This window comes from Paraburkholderia bengalensis (assembly GCF_037126505.1).
In the GTDB taxonomy this organism is placed as follows: domain Bacteria; phylum Pseudomonadota; class Gammaproteobacteria; order Burkholderiales; family Burkholderiaceae; genus Paraburkholderia; species Paraburkholderia bengalensis.
Genome location: NZ_JACFYJ010000039.1, coordinates 57,886 through 76,896, shown reverse-complemented (window position 1 = coordinate 76,896; position 19,011 = coordinate 57,886). Strand labels below are relative to the sequence as shown.

General features: G+C 62.9%; 18 protein-coding genes. 6 read left to right on the top strand and 12 right to left on the bottom strand.

Features of this window, described 5'->3' with window-relative positions; all coding sequences use genetic code 11:
• Nucleotides 1-226, bottom strand: a 226-nt coding sequence (locus H3V53_RS22510; RefSeq protein WP_336599832.1) for a hypothetical protein, incomplete at its 3' end; no start/stop codon positions are given.
• On the opposite strand from H3V53_RS22510, the gene pdxR reads away from it, so the two are divergent.
• Together pdxR and H3V53_RS22500 are read left to right on the top strand one after the other, a co-directional pair.
• On the top strand, nt 219-1,688 hold the full coding sequence (pdxR, locus tag H3V53_RS22505) for a MocR-like pyridoxine biosynthesis transcription factor PdxR (protein WP_336599831.1): 1,470 nt from the start codon (nt 219-221) through the stop codon (nt 1,686-1,688). The genes H3V53_RS22510 and pdxR overlap by 8 nt on opposite strands.
• A gap of 329 nt (nt 1,689-2,017) precedes the next feature.
• Nucleotides 2,018-2,470 carry an HU family DNA-binding protein gene (locus H3V53_RS22500; protein ID WP_054919981.1) on the top strand — a complete coding sequence of 151 codons (453 nt, stop codon included), beginning with the start codon at nt 2,018-2,020 and terminating at the stop codon, nt 2,468-2,470.
• A gap of 350 nt (nt 2,471-2,820) precedes the next feature.
• On the opposite strand, the gene epsC is transcribed toward H3V53_RS22500, so the two are convergent.
• Complete coding sequence (gene epsC / locus H3V53_RS22495) at nt 2,821-3,738, bottom strand: serine O-acetyltransferase EpsC (RefSeq protein ID WP_054924026.1); 918 nt, start codon at nt 3,736-3,738, stop codon at nt 2,821-2,823.
• Nucleotides 3,739-3,895: 157 nt separating this feature from the next.
• Nucleotides 3,896-4,129 (bottom strand): hypothetical protein, encoded by a 234-nt coding sequence (locus tag H3V53_RS22490; protein WP_054924025.1) that lies wholly within the window; start codon nt 4,127-4,129, stop codon nt 3,896-3,898.
• Nucleotides 4,130-4,416: 287 nt separating this feature from the next.
• Here H3V53_RS22490 and H3V53_RS22485 point away from each other — a divergent pair, with 287 nt between their 5' ends.
• Both H3V53_RS22485 and H3V53_RS22480 read left to right on the top strand, forming a co-directional pair.
• Nucleotides 4,417-4,866, top strand: a complete 450-nt coding sequence (locus tag H3V53_RS22485; protein ID WP_336599830.1) for a DUF3005 domain-containing protein — start codon at nt 4,417-4,419, stop codon at nt 4,864-4,866.
• A 237-nt stretch (nt 4,867-5,103) separates the two neighbouring features.
• Nucleotides 5,104-5,709 (top strand): short chain dehydrogenase, encoded by a 606-nt coding sequence (locus tag H3V53_RS22480; protein WP_336599829.1) that lies wholly within the window; start codon nt 5,104-5,106, stop codon nt 5,707-5,709.
• 229 nt (nt 5,710-5,938) lie between these two features.
• On the opposite strand, the gene H3V53_RS22475 is transcribed toward H3V53_RS22480, so the two are convergent.
• The 6 genes from H3V53_RS22475 to H3V53_RS22450 all read right to left on the bottom strand — a co-directional run bounded on the left by H3V53_RS22475 (nt 5,939) and on the right by H3V53_RS22450 (nt 13,012).
• Nucleotides 5,939-6,844 carry an ABC transporter permease gene (locus H3V53_RS22475; protein WP_336599828.1) on the bottom strand — a complete coding sequence of 302 codons (906 nt, stop codon included), beginning with the start codon at nt 6,842-6,844 and terminating at the stop codon, nt 5,939-5,941.
• A complete protein-coding gene (locus H3V53_RS22470) occupies nt 6,844-7,722 on the bottom strand; it encodes an ABC transporter permease (protein ID WP_336599827.1) in 879 nt (292 codons plus the stop codon). Before H3V53_RS22470 ends, H3V53_RS22475 begins: the two co-directional genes overlap by 1 nt.
• On the bottom strand, nt 7,719-8,798 hold the full coding sequence (locus H3V53_RS22465) for an ABC transporter ATP-binding protein (RefSeq protein WP_336599826.1): 1,080 nt from the start codon (nt 8,796-8,798) through the stop codon (nt 7,719-7,721). Before H3V53_RS22465 ends, H3V53_RS22470 begins: the two co-directional genes overlap by 4 nt.
• 148 nt (nt 8,799-8,946) lie before the next feature.
• Nucleotides 8,947-10,125 (bottom strand): extracellular solute-binding protein, encoded by a 1,179-nt coding sequence (locus H3V53_RS22460; RefSeq protein WP_336599825.1) that lies wholly within the window; start codon nt 10,123-10,125, stop codon nt 8,947-8,949.
• A gap of 260 nt (nt 10,126-10,385) precedes the next feature.
• The gene (locus H3V53_RS22455) at nt 10,386-11,333 is read right to left on the bottom strand and encodes an SMP-30/gluconolactonase/LRE family protein (protein ID WP_054924018.1); all 948 of its coding nucleotides are present in this window, start codon (nt 11,331-11,333) and stop codon (nt 10,386-10,388) included.
• Nucleotides 11,334-11,431: 98 nt separating this feature from the next.
• Nucleotides 11,432-13,012, bottom strand: a complete 1,581-nt coding sequence (locus tag H3V53_RS22450) for an aldehyde dehydrogenase (NADP(+)) (protein ID WP_336599824.1) — start codon at nt 13,010-13,012, stop codon at nt 11,432-11,434.
• Between the two features lie 1,182 nt (nt 13,013-14,194).
• Between H3V53_RS22450 and H3V53_RS22445 the strand changes: the two genes are divergently transcribed.
• The gene (locus H3V53_RS22445; RefSeq protein ID WP_054924016.1) at nt 14,195-14,899 is read left to right on the top strand and encodes an autoinducer binding domain-containing protein; all 705 of its coding nucleotides are present in this window, start codon (nt 14,195-14,197) and stop codon (nt 14,897-14,899) included.
• On the opposite strand, the gene H3V53_RS22440 is transcribed toward H3V53_RS22445, so the two are convergent.
• On the bottom strand, nt 14,883-15,215 hold the full coding sequence (locus H3V53_RS22440) for a helix-turn-helix domain-containing protein (protein ID WP_336599823.1): 333 nt from the start codon (nt 15,213-15,215) through the stop codon (nt 14,883-14,885). The genes H3V53_RS22445 and H3V53_RS22440 overlap by 17 nt on opposite strands.
• A 146-nt stretch (nt 15,216-15,361) precedes the next feature.
• Between H3V53_RS22440 and H3V53_RS22435 the strand changes: the two genes are divergently transcribed.
• A complete protein-coding gene (locus H3V53_RS22435; protein WP_336599822.1) occupies nt 15,362-15,949 on the top strand; it encodes an acyl-homoserine-lactone synthase in 588 nt (195 codons plus the stop codon).
• 110 nt (nt 15,950-16,059) lie between these two features.
• Here H3V53_RS22435 and H3V53_RS22430 read toward each other — a convergent pair whose 3' ends face one another.
• Both H3V53_RS22430 and H3V53_RS22425 read right to left on the bottom strand, forming a co-directional pair.
• A complete protein-coding gene (locus tag H3V53_RS22430; RefSeq protein WP_336599834.1) occupies nt 16,060-17,568 on the bottom strand; it encodes an MFS transporter in 1,509 nt (502 codons plus the stop codon).
• Between the two features lie 136 nt (nt 17,569-17,704).
• Entirely contained in the window at nt 17,705-18,394 is a 690-nt protein-coding gene (locus H3V53_RS22425) for a FadR/GntR family transcriptional regulator (RefSeq protein ID WP_336599821.1), read from the bottom strand.
• Nucleotides 18,395-19,011: the final 617 nt, after the last annotated feature.

Genomic DNA, 19,011 nt, shown 5'->3' with positions numbered 1-19,011 from the left:
GCGGTGTGAGCGGCTTTCTTTTGCCTGCTTTTCTTTGCCGCTGCAAAGAAAAGTAGGTGCCGCCCCGCACAGGGGCAACGCCCGCGCCGCGAAGGCGCAGCGCGGATGCCCGCGCAAAACAGCAAGCGCACAGAGCCAAAACGCTGCGCAGCAAAAAGCAAAAACCCAAAACGTCAACCGACAACCCGGCGGAGCCAAACCACAAAACCACACCCCACATGGACATCCACATCGCAGTAGAAGGCCGCCACGACCTGGCCGGTCAGATCTACCGCCAGCTGAGAGCGGGCATCATCGAAGGACGCCTCGCGGGCGGCACGCAGCTTCCTTCGACCCGCGACCTGGCGACGCAACTCGGCGTGTCGCGCAAAACGACACTGGACGTCTTCGAGCGCCTGCTCGCCGAAGGTTTTCTGCATGCGCGCACGGGCTCCGGCACCTTCGTCGCGGAAGGCTTGCAGCGGCTGCCCGCCGAGCGTCCCGCGCACGCGCGCGCGGCCCAGGACGCGAACGCTCCATCGAAAACGAGCGCGCGCGCCCGGCCGCTTTGGCAATCGGTGCCCGACGTGCTGGGTCCGCAGCCGACTCTCGGCACGCCGTTTGACTTTGTCGGCGGCATCACCGACAAGACGCATTTCCCCTTCGACGTCTGGCGCCGCTGCGTCAACCATGCGCTACGCGTGCAGTCGCGCGGGCGCGGCACCTATCGCGATGCCGCCGGCGAGCAGGAACTGCGGCTCGCGATCTCGCGGTACCTCGCGTTCAGTCGCGCAGTCGCGAGCAACTGGGAGGACGTGATCGTCACGCAGGGCGCGCAGCATGCCGTCGACCTGATCGCGCGCGTCACGCTGCGCCCCGGCGACGTCGCCGTCGTCGAAGATCCCGGCTATCCGCCCGCGCGCGCGTGCCTGACTGCTGTGAGCGCGAAGGTCGTCGCCGTGCCCGTCGATGCCGACGGTCTCGTCGTGAGCAAGCTGCCGAAGAACGCGCGGCTCGTCTATGTGACACCTTCACATCAGTTTCCGCTCGGCATGCCGATGAGTCTTGCGCGGCGCGTCGAGCTGCTCGAATGGGCGCAACAGCGCGACGCCGTCATCATCGAAGACGACTACGACTGCGAATACCGCTTCGAAGGACGGCCGATGGAGCCGCTCAAGAGCCTCGACCGCACCGGGCTCGTCGCGTATGTGGGAACGTTTTCGAAGACCATCTTCCCCGAGTTGCGCGTCGGCTACATGGTGCCGCCCGCGTCGCTATTCGATACGCTGCGCAAGGCGCGGCAGATCGGCGACTGGCACGGCTGTTCGCTGACGCAGACGGCACTCGCCCATTTCATGCTGAACGGCGACTTCGCCAAGCACGTGAAGCGCATGCACAAGCTGTACGCCGCGCGCCGCGCCTGTCTGCTCGCGCATCTGCAGGGCGGGCTCGCGCGCTGGTTCGAGCCGATCGTGCCGACCGCGGGCATTCACCTCGCCGCGCTGCTCAAGCCGCCGCTCACGGAAGCGTCCGTGATCAACGCCGCGCGCGATGCGTCCATTGCGCTGCACGGTCTCGCGCCGTTTTATGTGAAGGCTAAACGGCAGCCGGGGCTCGTATTCGGCTACGGCGGCATCGAGGACGTCCAAATCGACGCAGCGCTGTCGACGCTCGCGACGCTGCTGCCGCGTGTCGAATCAAGGACTTGAGCGTGCTGCCGAATGGATCGGAGCGTCGTCGTGTGGGGGATGCCCGACGCGTTTTCGCGTGAGACTGTGGTTCACCTGGGGCGTCGCTGCCTGCTGGAGCGCTCTGACGATTTGCACTGGACAGGTGTGTCGAAACCATCAATCGATCGCGTTTACCCCTTAAAAACAGGCGCGAAATGCGCGAGGTAGTCAGCGCCGCGCAACAAACCGTAACCGTTACACACAAAAGATTCGCTCAGAACGCAAAAGCGCTTGTAGAATCCGGCCTTGAAGCGTCTGCATATCGCAGGCGCTTCTCGCAAATACTGACCCTTAGAGGTAGGAGAAACATGGCGACTTCCGCAAAAAAGGTAGCCAAGAAGGCTGCTACGGTACCGACCAAGAAGGTTGCTGCAAAGAAAGCTGCTGCTCCCGCAAAGAAAGTCACGGCTAAGAAGGTCGCCGTGAAGGCGTCCGGCGCTCCGTCGCCGATCAAGGACACCTTCACGAAGGCCTCGCTGGCTGCACACGTTGCGGAGCGTGCGGGCGTCGAGCCGAAGTCGGCGAAGGCAGTTCTCGCCGCACTCGAGGACACGATCCTCGGTTCGGTTCACAAGAAGGGTGCTGGCGAATTCACGCTGTCGGGTCTTCTGAAGATCGTCGTGCAAGCTGTGCCGGCGAAGAAGAAGCGCTTCGGCAAGGACCCGTTCACGGGTGAAGAGCGCTGGTTCCCGGCCAAGCCGGCAAGCGTGCGCATCAAGGCACGTGCGCTGAAGAAGCTGAAGGACGCAGCAGCAGCGTAACGCGTCTAATGACGGCGGCGTGAGCCGCTGTCCGAGCGGTTGTTTTGGGATCCCCGCATGCGCAAGTGTGCGGGGATTTTCTTTTTTCTGTCTGCGACGCTGGAGCGCTTCGCGGCGCGGGCGTTGCCGACGTGTGCTGCCCTTTGCGTGAGCGTCCGCGAGGCGGGTCGGCTTGCCGTTTCGCTGGCATCCGCGATAGCGCCTCGCGGCGCAGGCGTTGCCGTTGTGTGTTTTGCCCCTTGCGTGGGCATCCGCGTTGCGCCTCGCCGCCTAGGCGCCGCGCGGATGCCAACGCAAACGGCAACACACAGCGGAAATGCCCGCGCCGCGAAGGCGCCAACAACCACCCCTCAGTTGCGTCCGCGCTCCCCCTCGCGGACCTTGCCCTGCGACACGCTGCTGCCCGGCGGCACGCTATGTGTAAGCCACACGTTGCCGCCGATCACCGAGCCGCGCCCGATCGTCACGCGTCCCAAAATGGTCGCGCCTGCGTAGATCACCACATCGTCTTCGACGATGGGATGGCGTGCGTTGCCCTTTACCAGCGTGCCGTCTTCGTCGGCGGCGAAGCTCTTCGCGCCAAGCGTCACCGCCTGGTACACGCGCACCCGCTCGCCGATAATCGCCGTCTCGCCGATCACCACGCCCGTACCGTGATCGATAAAGAAACTCGCGCCGATCTGCGCGCCAGGATGGATGTCGATGCCCGTCGCCGAGTGCGCAATCTCGTTGATGAAACGCGCGAGCAGCGGCACGCCGAGCCGGTGCAACGCGTGCGCGAGCCGGTGATGCGTCATCGCCCATACGCCCGGATAGCAGAGCAGGATCTCCGTGATGTGCTGCGCAGCCGGATCGCCGACATAGGCCGCCTGGATATCGCTGACGAGCATCGCGCGAATGCCGGGCAACTGCTTGCCGAACTCGCGCGCCACATCGAACGCGCGCGCACTCAGTTCGGCCTCCGACGTCTGCGCATGCTCGGGCAAAAAGCGCAATGCCCGGCGAATCTGCTCGGCAAGCACACGCAGCGTGCTTTCGAGCGTGTGGCCGACGTAGTAGTCGACGCTCTCGTCGGTGAGATCGGGCGCTCCGTAATGTGTCGGAAACAGCGCGGCACGCAATCCCGCGACGATGCTGATGACGGCATCGCGCGACGGCAGTTCGCGAATGCCGCGCGGATGGCGCGTGCGATGCAATTCTTCACGCGAAGCGCGCAGTTCGGCGACGATCTGTTCGAGACCCCAGTTGTGGGAAGAAACGTTTGACATGGTGAGTACGGCAATCGCGTCGAGCGCGACGAAAGTGAATTGTCCCCAGAGATTACCGCGTTTCGGCGCGTGCCGCCGGGCGCGCTCCCGGCTTGCATAAGGAACGGCGCATGCGTGCGGCGTGCCGCATGCGCGGCAGTGCGTAGCAAATGACGTGCTACACGGTCATACTGCTTGCATCGATCCAGCGCACCGCCCAATCGCGCGCGTGCGCGATGGCAGCGGCTTCGTCAGCGAAGCGGAGGTCGGAGGGGAAGAAGCGGTTGGCGACGAGCTCGCCATCGCTGGAGCGCGACACGACGACATACGGTTGCCAAGTTCCATCGCCCGCGCGCGCCGGCGCGCAGTTCAGCAAGTAGCCGCGATGTGTGAATGCAGCATCAACGTGCATGAGTCACCCGTCCCTGACTGCCTTATAGATGGTCCCTTCGCGAGTGCAATGCCGTGGGTCGGAGCAGTCCGCGAGACAGTCATACTCGCGCTGTTTGTCGGGTCGCCGCCGCACTCGAACAAGAATCATACTCTGTAGGAAAAGGGCGTCCACCAAAAAAAATCGTAAAAAATTCGCCGCTTGCCCCAAGCGCCGTCAGGCCTGGACGGCTTGGTGATCGACCGCTCACGCGGAACGACTTTTGCTCGTATCGATAGCTTTGAAGGCAGAGTCAAGGAGGGCATCAAATGAGCCTCAACACACGCAAAGTACCCGCGACGCAATCGGGAACCAACATCGCGCGCAGTGCCGAAATGCACAACGAACGCACGCACGACAGCACCGTCGATACCGACAGCAAGAACCACGAAGCAGCGCGCATCGCGGGCCACGCGCCGATCGGACCCGACGAAATCACGACGAGCAACGCATCGCTCGTCAACAGCGTGCCCGATAATCCGTTCGCCGAACTGGCGGGATTCGACAGCCGTGTCGGCGGCAATCATCTGCTGCTCGCGCTCGAACCCGGCTATCGCGTGATCGACAAAGGCATGAAGGCACCTGAACCCGTCGAGCATTTCGACGACCGCTTCCACGAAAGCAGAACGCATGCGGGCGATCGCTTGCGCGGGCGCATGCATTACGCGCTCAACCATCAGCGGCCGACGCGCGTCATCGAGCTCGAACGGATCAAGTGATGCGTCACTGATGGCGCATTGTGATGTGACATGTCGCGTTTCGCCTGATGCATGGCGCTCGCGCGGGCAGCGTTGCACTGAGCGGCGCGACGTTTCGTGTCTGTGCCCTCCGTTTGAATCGCCCGTTCGTATCGACGATTCGAAACTGATGGTTCGATGACTTCGTCACGCGCGCATCTTGTTCTTGTCTGAAACGATCAGCACAATTGCCACATCTTTTCGTTGACGGAGCAGCAGATGAGCAAAATCGTCGTGATTGGCGCAACCGGCACGCTCGGGCAGGCAGTCGCCACGGAGCTGAAGGCGCGTCATGAAGTGATCGAGGTCGGCGCGACGCGCGGCGCGTATCAGGTCGACAGCAAGGACCCGGCCAGCATCGAACGGCTCTTCCAGACAATTGGCAAAGTGGACGGCGTCGTGACGACGATGGGCAAGGTTCACTTCGGCCCATTGCCCGAGATGACGATCGAACAGTTCTGGATCGGACTGCGCGACAAGCTGATGGGGCAGATCAACGTCGTGCTCGTTGCGCAGAAGTTCGTCAACGATGGTGGCTCGTTCACACTCACGACGGGCATTCTCGCCGACGAGCCGATCCGCCAGGGCGTCAGCGCGACGACTGTAAACCTCGCGCTCGAAGGCTTCGTGCGCGGCGCGGCGATCGAGCTGCCGCGCGGTCTGCGCATCAATGTCGTGAGCCCGACCGTGCTGACGGAATCGATGGAAGGCTACGCGCCGTTCTTCCGAGGCTTCGAGCCCGTTGATGCGAAAAAGGCGGCGCAGGGCTATCTGCGCAGTGTCGAGGGCGCGCAAACGGGGCGCGTCTACCGCGTCGGGTACTAGAGCGCTCGACTGTTGTCAGTTCGCGAGTGCACATTTGCGTGCACTCGCTTTTTATTGTGCATTCGTCGGGCGTTTCTTTCTCGCGAATTGCTTTTCGCGTTTCTCTTCGATCATCCACACTCCACTGGATGGCCGAACGAAAGCAGATCGTTCACGCCATGCCAGCGGCGACTGCGCAGTTATTCCGGGCCTCGCGCTTACCGGTCTTTTCGTTCGACACGACGCGCTGCTACCGCCGCTGCTCCTTCACGCGCGACACGATCTGCGTCGGGCTCACGAACTGAAGCGCAATCAATACCCAGATCAGCGTAATCGCCATATAGATCATCGCCATGGCGTCGATTGATTGCGGCGCGCGCACGCCCGTTGAAAATACAGCGTAGTAGAGCGCGACGACGAGCGTTTGCGTCGCCGGCCCCGCCGTGAAGAATGTCAGCTCGAACATGCCGATTGTGCGAACCAGCACGAGCAGCCCCGCGGCGAGCATGCCGGGCACAAGCAACGGCAGCAGCACATAACGGAAATAGCGGAACGTGTTCGCGCCGAAGATGCGCGCCGCCGACTCCAGATTCGGATCGATCTGTTCGATGAACGGCGTCATCACGAGAATGACGAACGGCAGCGCGGGCACGAGGTTCGCGAGAATCACGCCGGAGAGCGTGCCCGCGAGCCCGATCTTGTACATCACCGTCGCCATCGGAATGCCGTACGTGACGGGCGGCACCATCAGCGGCAGCAGGAAGACGAGCATCGCCAAACGCTTGCCGCGAAACTGCACGCGCGCAAGCGCATACGCAGCAGGCACGCCGAGCAGAATCGACAACAGCACGACGGCGCCGACCACTTCGACGGTTACCCACAGCACGGCGGCCAGCTGAAAGTCGCTCCACGCCTGGGCATACCAGTGCAGCGTGAAGCCTTGCGGCAGCAACGTGCCGAACCAGCGCGTCGCGATCGAGTTGACTGCGACCGTCGCGATCAGCAGCACGATGTTCAGCAGAAAGAAAATCATCGCGCCCCAGACGAGCGCCTTGTACACGCGATCGCGCAGACTGACACGCGGCTTCATTGCTTTCACCGCTTGCCCTTGCGGCGCAGCGGGCCACGGCTGCGCAACATGATGATCGGTTGCCATCAGCCCTTACCTCCCGTCGCCGGTCCACTGTAGAAGAAGCGGCGCGCGCCGAGCATCGCGGCGACGATCACTAGTTGCACGAATCCCATCACGATCGCAATGGCCGAAGCAAGCGAGTAATCGTAGTTCTCGAACGCGGCCTCCGCGGCGGCGATCGACATCACGCGCGTCGGCCCCGCTGGGGCGCCGAGCAGCACGGCTGACGGAAACACCGAAAACGCCTGCACGAACGACAGGCACGCTGCCATGGTCAGCCCCGGCACCAGCAGTGGCAGATAGATCTGACGGAACTGCTGCCACGGGTTCGCGCCGAGCGTCGCGGCGGCGCTCGCGAGCGTCGGATCGATGCCCGTCACGTAAGACAGCGTGAGCAGGAACGCGAATGGAAAGCCCGATACGACGAGCGAAATCAGCACGCCCCAAAAGTTGTGCGTGAGCCGCACTTCGTCAGTGTAGAGATGCAGCCCCTGCAGCGCTTGCGGAAACCAGCCGTTCGGGCCGAAGTAGGTCAGCATGCCGTCGGCGATCAGCACGGTGCCGAGCGTGACGGGAATCACGAGCAACGTGGTGATGAACTTCTGGTACCGCGATGGACGCCGCAGCGCGAACGCGACGGGCACCGACACGCCGACGTTGATCAGCGTGGCGGGCACGGCGAGCTTCAGCGTGACGAGGATGGTCGGCCACATCGACGTGTCGCTGAAGAACTTCGCATAGTTCGCCCACATCCCACCGCCTTCCATCGGGCTGAACGACAGCGCGAGGCCGTAGACGAACGGATAGACGAACAGCGCGAGGATGAACAGCAGCGCGGGCGAGACGAGCCATGCCTTGCCGTCGCGTGGCGCGGTGGCCGCAGCCGGCGTCAGCGTGCTCATGACGGCTCCCCGTCGTACACCAGCGTGCGCGACGGCGCCACGCGCAATGTGACGCGCTCGCCCTCGGTGAATTCGCCTGCGACGCGCGCCCACATTTCGCCAAACGCGCTCGTCACGCGGATCAGCGAATCGCGGCCGCCGTACTCGACGGCCGTGACCTGCGCGTCGAATGCGTTCTCCGAACCCGGCGCGGCGCGCTCCATGTCTTCGGGACGCAGCGCGACGGACACGCACTTGCTGTTGAAGCCGTCCATTGCCGTGCCGATCAACCGCACGCCGTTCGACTCGACGGCCACGCCTTCGCCCTGCGTGCCTTCCAGCGTGAACGGCAGCACGTTGCGATAGCCCATGAAGCGCGCGACATGCAGATTCTTCGGGCGCCCGTAGACCTCTTTCGGTGTTGCGACCTGCTGGACGACGCCTTCTTTCATCACGACAATGCGGTCCGCCATCGACAGCGCTTCGTCCTGGTCGTGCGTCACATAAATGGTCGCGCGATCCAGTTGCGTATGAATGCGCCGGATTTCCGCGCGCATTTCGATGCGCAGCTTCGTGTCGAGATTCGACAGCGGCTCGTCCATCAGGATAAGCGGCGGCTCGATGACAATGGCGCGCGCAATCGCGACCCGCTGCTGCTGTCCGCCCGACAGCTGGCCCGGCAGCTTCTTTTCATGGCCGACCAGTTGCACGAGCTGCAGCGCTTCCCGCGCGCGCTTCACGGTCTCGTTCTTCGCGATGCCGCGCATCTTGAGGCCGAAGCCGACGTTGTCGAGCACCGACATGTGCGGAAACAGCGCATAGTTTTGAAACACCATGCCGAAGCCGCGCTTTTCGGGCGGCAGCACGTCGATGCGTTTCTCGTCGAGCCAGATGCCGCCGCCCGACAGCGGCTGCAATCCCGCAATGCAGTTGAGCGCCGTCGACTTGCCGCAGCCCGACGGTCCCAGCAATGCGATGAATTCCCCGCGACGGATGCTCAGGTCGAGGCCCTGCAGCGCGGCCACCGATTGCCCTTCGGTATTGACGAAACTGCGGCTGACCGATTCGAGGCGCAACTGCTCAAATTGATGCTTCATGGTCGCTTCCCTACGATGTTGCACGGCTGCGCCGCCGTGCGGCCCATCGATACACACTCCCGTCACGCACTCCGTCACAACGCCGATGCGCAAGCGAGGCGCCGCATCGGCTGATTCTTTGCGCGGCAACGGGTGCGTTGCGATGACGTTACTTGGTCTTTTGCGCACCCACTTCGCGGTCCCACTTCTGGAACGCCGCCACCATCGCCGCCGCGTTCAACGGCTGCACATGCGGACGGTCGGCCAGCAGCTTCGCGTACTCCGGACGGCCGAATTTCTTCAGCACGTCCTGGCTGTGCTCGGGTGCTTGCGCTTCCGTCAAGCCCTTGATGGCCGGACCCGGATAGAAGTAGCCGTCGTCATAGGTCAGCGCCTGCTGGGCCGGCTCCAGCATGAAGCTCATCAGCTTGTAGAGCACGTCAAGCTTTTCTTTCGGCACGCCTTTCGGGATCACCATGTAGTGCGCGTCGTTGACCCACGTCATGTTGTCGAACGCCTGCACCTTGAACTCGGCGGGGACGATGCCCAGCGCGCGCGGGTTGATGTCCCAGCCCGTCACGGTCACCGTCATGTCGCGCGTGCCTTCGCCCAGTTCCTTCATCACCGCCGACGTGCCGCCCGGATAGTACGGAATGCAATCGTTCAGCTGCTTGAGGAACGCCCAGGTCTTGTCCCAGCCGTTGACGGGATCTTTCGGATCTTTATCGCCGAGCACATAAGGCAAGCCCATCAGGAACGTGCGGCCCGGCCCCGAGTTCGCCGGACGCGCATAGATCAGCTTGTTCGGATGCGCCTTGCACCATTGCAGCAACTGATCGGGCGTTTTGGGGGGATCGCTGACCTTGGCCGGGTTGTATTCGACCAGCGGACCGGCCGGCATATACGCGACTTCGAGACCGAAGCCCTGCGCGAGATCCTGCATTTTGCGTGGACCCGGTGCGTATTTGTCGAGCACGCCGGGGAACGCGGCGTTGTTGTCGGGCAGCAGCTTGACCCACAGGTTCTGCTCAATACCGGCGGCGAGCGCGTCGGTACCCGTCAGCACAAGGTCGATGTCCGAACGGCCGGCTGCCTGCATGGCCTTTATCTTGCCGGGCAGCTGCGGCGCGGGCGCGTTCGTATACGTGATGTTCGAAACGAGATTCGGGTACTTCGCCTTGAAGGCCTCGAAGCCCTTTTGCGTCAGCTGAAGATCACCCGCCACGTCGACGATGTTCAGCGTGACGGGATCGGCCGCGCGCGCCACCGACGTGAACCCAGCGACTGCGGCCCCGACGGCCACGCACAAGGCCGCCATCTTCAATAACAACTTGCCGGAAAAAGCCATTTCGTCTCCTCGCCTCTTGGTATGGAACGTCCGCCGACGGAATGCGGCGTTGACGTGTAGGGCTGCTAGTCGGTCAAACATAACGAAGGGGCCCGCATGATGTCAAGCAAATCTTAGGCTGACACAGCGCCCGTCCAGCTACCTTTCAAATTCTTCAAGTCCTTCTATGATAAGGATTTACGCCGATCCCGCCGACTCATCCGTCCGACATAGGGAGAACACCAACCCGTGACTTGTTAGGCAACTTCCCGGCAACACGGTCAGCCGCCGCGCACGCCTTGCGTGTTCACGTACAGCGAGTAAAGGCCGTGGCTCGCCGCCATGAAAAGCCGGTTGCGATGCCGGCCGCCGAAGCACACGTTCGCGCAACGCTCCGGCAGTGCGATATGCCCGAGTGCCTCGCCCTGCGGCGAGAACACCCGCACGCCGTCCAGCTCGTCGGTGCCCATGCCCCAGCCGCACCAGAGATTGCCATGAATGTCGATGCGCAAGCCATCCGGCGTACCCTGCTGCGCGTCGATCAGCACCCGGTTGTTCGCCAGCGAGCGCCCGTCGCCTGCGACGTCGAACGCACGGATCGTGCGCGGCTCCGAACGCGACTCGACGATGTACAGCACCGACTCGTCCGGCGAAAACGCGAGGCCGTTCGGCCCGATCACCTCGTCGCAGACCATCGTCACTTCGCCTGACTGGCCGTCGACGCGATATACGTTCTGCGGCAGTTCCAGCTCCTGCTTTTCGCCTTCGTAAAAGCTGTCGATCCCAAACGATGGATCGGTGAACCAGATCGAACCGTCCGACTTCACGACAACATCGTTCGGCGAGTTGAAGCGCTTGCCCTCGAAGCGGTCGGCAATCACGGTGATCGAGCCATCGTATTCCGTGCGCGTGACACGCCGCGTCAGATGCTCGCACGTTACGAGGCGCCCTTCGCGGTCGCGCGTGTTGCCGTTCGCGTTGTTCGACGGCCGGCGAAAGGGCGTCACGGCGCCCGTTTCTTCGTCCCAGCGCAGCATGCGGTTGTTCGGAATGTCGCTCCACAGCAGATATCGGCCGTCGCCGAACCAGACGGGGCCTTCGGACCAGCGCGCGCCCTGATACAGGCATTCGACGGATGCTGAAGCGATGCGCAATGCATCGAAGCGCGGATCGAAACGGCGGATGGAGGGATCGGGATAGCGTCGCTGATTCAGGGAGAGTTCGGTCATGGCGCTGTCAGGGATCGCGCGGGACGTCGAAGGGATCGACGCCTGCGCGGTGCGGTGTGGCGGATGGTTGGTTATTCTGGTCGGGCGCGTGCCAGCCGTCAGGCCTGCACGGGCTTGCCGTCGCGCAGACGCCAGAGCTTGAGCGGGTTGTCGTCGCGCAGCGACTGCGGCAGCAGATCGGCGGGCAGGTCCTGGTAGCAGACGGGGCGCAGGAAGCGCTCGATCGCCATCGCGCCGACCGACGTGGCGCGCGAATCGGACGTCGCCGGGAACGGGCCGCCGTGCACCATCGCGTACGACACCTCGACGCCCGTCGGAAAGCTGTTCGCCAGAATTCGCCCGGCCTTGCGCTCGAGCGTGACCAGCAGGCGCCGCGCGATGTCGTGGTCTTCGGGCTCGATTTGCAGCGTCGCCGTCAGTTGGCCTTCGAGGTATTCGGCCACCTTGATCATTTCGTCGACGTCCGCGCATGTGACGATCAGCGAGGTCGGTCCGAAAATTTCGTCTTCGAGTTCGGCCGACGTGAGGAACTGGATGGCCGATGTCTGAAACAGCGCGGGCAGCGCGGCACACGTCGCATCTGACGACGTGCCGCGCGCGATGGTCTGCACGCCGCGCTGCTCGGTGCGGTGCGTGATGCCGCCCTGGTACGCGTTCGCGATGCCCGGCGTGAGCATCGTCTGCGAGCTCTTTTGGGACAGGGCTTTGGCAGCGGCATCAATAAATGTTTGCTTGTTCGGTCCGTCCAGGACCAGCACGAGACCAGGATTCGTACAGAACTGTCCGACACCGAGTGTCACCGATTCGATAAAACCCGTCGCGATCTGCTCCGCGCGTTTCGCCAGCGCGCCGGGCAGCACGAAAAACGGATTGATGCTGCTCATTTCGGCGAACACGGGGATCGGCTCGCGGCGCTTTTGCGCGAGATTGACGAGCGCAAGGCCGCCCGCGCGCGAGCCCGTGAAGCCGACCGACTTGATGGCGGGGTGCTGGACGAGCGCCTCGCCGATTTCGTTGCCCGCGCCGATCACAAGCGAGAACACGCCTTCGTGCAGGCCGCAATCGGCGACCGCCTTCTGAATCGCGCGGCCGACGAGTTCGGACGTACCAAGGTGCGCCGGATGCGCCTTTACGACAACAGGACATCCCGCCGCAAGTGCGGACGCCGTATCGCCGCCCGCTACGGAGAAAGCGAGCGGAAAATTGCTCGCTCCGAATACGCCGACGGGCCCAACGGGAATCTTCTGCAAGCGCAAGTCGGGGCGCGGTAGCGGCTTGCGATCCGGCTGAGCGGAATCGAGCGTCGCGGTGAGCCAGCGGCCCTCGCGCACGAGCGATGCGAATAGCTTCAACTGCCCGACTGTGCGCGCGCGCTCGCCTTCGAGCCGTGCCTTCGGCAGCGCCGATTCTGCCTGCGCGCGATCGACCAGTGTGTCGCCGAGTCCGAGAATGTTCTCGGCAATCGTCTCAAGAAAATGCGCGCGTACTTCAAGAGACGTCTGCCGGTACGAATCGAACGCCATCGCGGCGAGCGCGCACGCGCGGTCCACTTCGATCGTGCCGCCAGCGCCGAACTCGGGCTCGATCTCCATGTTTCGCGCCGGGTCGAACGCGCGCAGCGTGCCCTTGGTGCCTCGCACCTCGGAAGCGCCGATCAGCATGTCACCGGTAATTTGCATGTCCAGCTCCTGTCGATGGCCGCGCGACAGCATTGCATGTCGCGTCGCGCAGCCGGGAATCCAGTTAGTGAGAATGCGACGTCATGAATAGGCGGACGATGCCGCGAGACGGCGCTCGATGTCGAGCAAAGCCAGCGTCGCAGCTTCGATCTTCGCACGATGTCCGGAATGGCGTCGAACTCAGCAGCGGCAGAACCGGGAAACGTATCCGCGAGCTTTGAGCACGTCGCCGCGTCGTACTGCACGCGGACCACCGAGATTTCGTCGCGCAGGGTTTCGAGCGGCGCGAAGGCATCGTGAAGACGTTGCGCTTCAACCTCGGCGCCTGTTGTTTTTGCCGCGCGAAGTAAGGCGCTCATGGTGTGCGGCGTGCTACGGCCCGCGCATGTCGTCCATGCACCGAGCCCGAATTGCCGCATGCGCACGCGCGCGGGCCGCTTGCCCGTTCCTGAAATCGCCTTGGCCGGCGGCGAGTTTTGCAGTAGCCAGCTGAGGCAGTCGTCGCGTGAAGGATCGTCACGCACGATCACATACTTCAGAGCAATGAGCGTGCCGCGCCCCGGCAGAAAACGCGCTTGCTTCGACCGGGATACGTTCGCAGGGTTGGTTCGCACCGAAAACAATCACCCAAGCACGGTAGCATTACGCTGCCAACGTTGTCAAACAACTTCAGGCGATGAGACGCGCCAAGCGTGTTGCATGAAAACGATTATCCTCATACAAATAGGCGCTCCGCAGGGGCGAGCGAATTTCGCGCTTAGCAAAAGGCTCGTATGACAACAAATGAAAACGACGCAGAATTGAAGCGAAGGCGTCGCAATGTGTTCCGATTTTCTGAATGGAAGCGTATTTAATACCGATACAAAAATAACAGCCATCCTTTCAAATTCATGTTTGAATGAATGGCTGCGTGCCAGACCAGGAGCGGACTTCGGCGAGATACTACATAATTGCGCATGACACTCGGTTTAATAACTGTGGCGGCAGTAGGCCATTGTTAAAGCCGCAATGAAAGGGATGGAAAATTCGCTATCGCAGTCTCGTCGCGGTTTCGTATTACGCGTCGAATAATAGTGATAAATTAGCAACACGACGATGAGCAACCGCAGCATCTGCATGGCCAAAGCCGGCTCCGCTGCGAACCTCGAGAGATAGCCCTTGCCGCAACATTTCATTGAGCAGATGTCGCCGTTGCTGGAAGCGGAAGACGATGCCGCCTGGTTTCGCGAAGTCGCCCAGTTGGCGGACGGCTGGGGATTTGATCGCGTGCTGGTCGGCATTCTGCCGCGACCGGGCATGCGGCTCGAGGACGCATTCATCCGCAGCACGTACTCGCCCACCTGGCGGCAGTTCTACAACGCGCACGGCTTCGCCCATATCGACCCGACCGTCGCGCACTGCATGACGAAGTCGTCGCCGCTGATCTGGTCGCCGGATCTCTTTGCGACGTACCCGGCGCAAACCATGTATGAGGAAGCGCGCGCGCATGGTCTGCGGGCGGGTGTGAGCCTGCCGATTCACGGGCCGAGACAGGAATCGGGTCTGATCTGCTTCGTCAACGACCGGAACCCAAGCGACGACTTCTGGCGTCATCTGGATGTCGTGTTGCCGAATCTCGTGCTGCTGCGCGATCTGATCATCGACACGAGTCAGCCGCATCTCAACACGCACACGCAGTCGCTGGTGCCGAAGCTCACGCCTCGGGAACACGAATGTCTGGAATGGACCGCGCGCGGTAAGTCCACGTGGGAAATTTCGCACATTCTCAGTTGCTCGGAAGCCGTGGTGAACTTCCACCTTAAGAATATTCGCGCGAAATTCGGCGTGAACTCACGACGCGCCGCGGCCGTGATTGCTACGCAGCTCGGCCTTATTGATCCAGGTTGATGAGCTCGCGCGCTTCGGGGTTATGCAGCACCTTTTCGGCCCTGCCCAGATCGCCGTCGGTGACCGTTTTCGTGAAGTAGAGGCCCAGCAGGATCGATACGGGCGCCGGAATTTCCGCGCCCGACTCGAAGCGGCTGCCGCGCGACTGGGTCACGCCGAAGCGCGCCCAGAATTGGCGCTGGCTCTCTTTCTTTTTCTTGCGGTACGCGATGATGAGCACGCGATCAACGGCGGACGGATTGTCCGGGCTGCGGCTCTGCACGGTCGGTTGAACGTTTGCGTGACCACCCGATTGCCAATGATTGTGAAGTTCCATGATGTTTTCCTGGTGATTGGCTTGCCCTCGTCTCAATTCTGTAATCATCAGACGGACAGAGCACCTATCCAGGTGAATAGGTGTTTTTTTTTATCCGAGATGCATACGTTTCCTTGCGTACCGCTACCCAACGTAAGGAGCACATCATGCATACCGCGATTCGGATTGGGACACGCCAGGAGTTCGACAACAACCACATCAACGAGATGTACCGGCTGCGAGCACGCGTTTTTCGGGACCGGATGGGCTGGGATATTCCCACCATCGCGGGCATGGAGATCGACGGCTACGACGCGCTCGGCCCGTACTACATGCTGATCCAGGACGCCGACCGGCGCGTGCGCGGCTGCTGGCGGCTGATGCCGACGGAAGGCCCGAATATGCTGAAGGACACGTTTCCGCAACTGCTGGACGGCCGCGAGGCGCCCGTCGGACGGCATATATGGGAATTGAGCCGTTTTGCCATCGAAACGGATGGAGAGCAAACGTTTGGCTTTGCAGATTTGACAATGCACGCGATCCAGGAACTGGTGACGTTCGCGGACCGGATGGGCATTACGCGCTACGTGACAGTGACGACGGCGGCGATCGAACGGCTGCTGCGTCGCACGGGGATTGAAACGACGCGGCTCGGGTCGCCTGTGAAGATCGGCGTGGAACGCACGATCGCGCTGGACATCACCGTCGATGCGATTCGCGCGGCTGTCTGCAAGCCGATGCCTGTGGCGGCGTGACGCGTTTCGGACGCGCGCCGGGATGCCCGGGGCGCGCTTGAACCGCTTGAACCGCTCGAACCGCTCCTAACCGCGTGAAACGTCCGAAACGCGCGAATCGTTTGCGACGCCTAGCCGCGCCGGAACGTGATGTGGGCGATGCGGCGCACGAGGAACGCCGCCGCGAGCGCCGCGCAGCCCGTCAGCACGACACCGATGTGAATCGACTGGACGAGCACATGGCGCGCGGCGTCGAACAGCGCACCGCCGTCTAGCCCTGCGCGCTTCAGCTCGATCAGCAGTGAGTCGCGCAGGTTTTCGTCGACGAGAATGCGCGGATCGGCGAGTTTCGGCCGCCACACCGAAGCGACGGGTTCGCCGAGCACACGCAGCGAATCCGCGACGCCCGACGCATAGCGCCGGTTCACGATCGTCGCGACGATGCTGGTGCCGAGCATGCCGCCCACCATCCGCGTGGATTGCAGCAGCGCCGTCGTGATGCCGAGGCGCTCGCGCCCGGCGATTTCCTGCCCGAACACGTTCAGGTTGTTGAGGATGAAGCCGAGGCCAATGCCGACTGCCGACATCGATAGCTCGAGGTAAAGGTGCGGCGTCGCGGGATCGGCGAGTGCAATGCCCACTGACGCCGCCACGAGCAGGCTGAAACCGATCGACAGGATCAGTGTCGGGCGCGACATGTGGATCACGATGCGCGTGTTGATGAAGCTGCCGAGCGCGATGCACGCGGCAATGGGCGTCGCGAGCAGGCCAGCCTGCTGCGGCGACAGCCCGAAGCCGCCCTGCAGCAGCAGCGGCGCGAAGAAGATCAGCGAGAACATTACGAAGCCCGACAGCACGGACAGCGTAAAGAGCGTCACGAGCTGCCGGTCCCTGAAGAGATCGAGCGGCACGATGGGATGCGTCGCACGCCGCTCGCAGACGAGCAGCGCCACCGCGCCAACGGCCACCGTCAGGGCGAGCGCCAGGTTGCCGGTGGTCAGGCCGTCTTTAGGCACGGCCTCGATAAAGGTCTGGAAGCTGCCCAGCACCAGCGCGACGAGCGCGGCGCCCGTCCAGTCGATGCGCACGTCGCCCGTGCGTTCGCGCCGGTAGTACGGCAGGTGCGCCCAGATGAAGTACAGCGCGAGCGCGCCGACGGGCAGATTGACGAGAAACGTCGAGCGCCAGCCGAATTGCTGGCTGAGCCAGCCGCCCAGCGACGGCCCCGCCGCCGTGCCGATGCCGTACGCGGCCGCGAGCACGACCTGCCAGCGCACGCGCGTGCGCGGATCGGGGAACAGATCGGGAATGGACGCGAACGCGGTGCCGACCATCATGCCGCCGCCCACGCCCTGCAGGCCGCGCGCGAACGCGAGAAACGGCATGCTGCCCGCAAGGCCGCACAACACCGACGCACCCGTGAAGACGATCACGGCCGCGATCACGAAATACTTGCGGCCGAAGTAGTCGCCGAGCCGCCCGAACACGGGCACCGTGACTACGGACGCGAGCAGATAGGCGCTCGCGATCCAGGCGTAATACTCGAAGCCGTGCAGCTCGACGACGATCGACGGCAAGGCCGTGCTGACCACCGTCTGGTCGAGCGCGACCAGCATGTTGACGAGGCCGATGCCGAGCATGGCCAGCAGCGCGTCGCGGAAAGCTAGAGGACGGGAAGGATTCACTTCTTTGCGATGCGGCGCACGGCGCGCCGCGATGGTGGATCAGAAAGGAAACAGCCCCGCGCGCGAAAGCGGGCGCCGCGAGACAGACAGGTCAGGAGCCGAACATGCGGTCGCGCGCGTGCTCCAGATGCAGACGCATCGCGAGGCCAGCTGCGGCGCCATCCTTGTTGCGGATCGCTTCGAGCACGGCGAGATGCTCGGCCTGCACGAGCCGCTGACGCTCGAGCGTCTTCACCAGCGACAGGTTGCGCGACAGGTTCATGCTGAAGACGATCTGCTCTTCGATGAACGACATCATCGTGATGAAGAACTGGTTCTTCGACGCACGCGCCACGGCGAGATGAAACGCGAAGTCATCCTTCGCGCCGATGCCTTGCGTCTCGATCACCCGCTCCAGTTCGTCCCACGCGTGCTGGATCGCGGCGACGTCGTCGGCCTCGGCCATTTGCGCGGCCAGCTCGGCCGCGCCCGACTCCGTCACGATGCGAAATTCGTAGCAGCGGCGGATGTCCGAGAGCGTTTCCAGCGGCGCAAAACGGCGCACGTCGGGGTCCGGACGACGCGCGACCGTCGTGCCCGAGCCATGCCGCGTCACGATGATGCCGTCCGCGCGCAATCTTGCCAGCGCCTCGCGCACGGTCGGGCGCGACGTCTCGAAGCGTTCCGCGAGCGCGTGCTCGGTCGGCAGACGCTCGCCTTCCTTGTACTCGCCTTCGAGAATGCGATTGAGGATGTCGCTGTAGATCTTGTCCGGCAGACCTGTCGATTTGCGCTCGTTCATCGTCGGAAGCGGCTTGTCAGAGTAGATGCAAATTGTAAGGCAAATAACATGTGCGGTCCGCCGGCCGATACGCTCGCTGCGGCCAGAAAGCCCGTTTTCGCGCGCACGCCGCCAGTATGAACGACGTCACGCGTGACAGCAAAATTTGACAAATCTTTGATTAACATCTGTGCCTTTCCCGTCGAAAGACGCTATTTTTCGGGATCATTTACGCTCCAGGCGTAGTTAGTGCGGCACAGCGAAGCTGCTTCGGAATCTCCAGCAACCGTGCGCGCAAGCCGGATTGAGCGCAGAATCTCCGATTAGGGAACAACATTGCTTAACCTAGTCAACTCCTCCCGCCTGCCGCTGTCGAACTTACGAACGGAATGGCTGGAAAACGCCGATTTCGAAGTAGCATTCGTTGAATCCTTCCCGGGCCCTAAAAAGTTCTACGGCATCCAAATCACGCAATGCACGACAAGCAGGCTATCCTGTTCGCACCTCCGCACGATAACGGGCAGTTCCATGAAGTGAGGCGTTGTTGGCGCACGGTAACCGGCCCCTACGTCAGAGGCATTTGGCGTCATTGACCGAACCCATGCCGCGCCGGCGTAGCCGCCCTTAATCCAACGCCC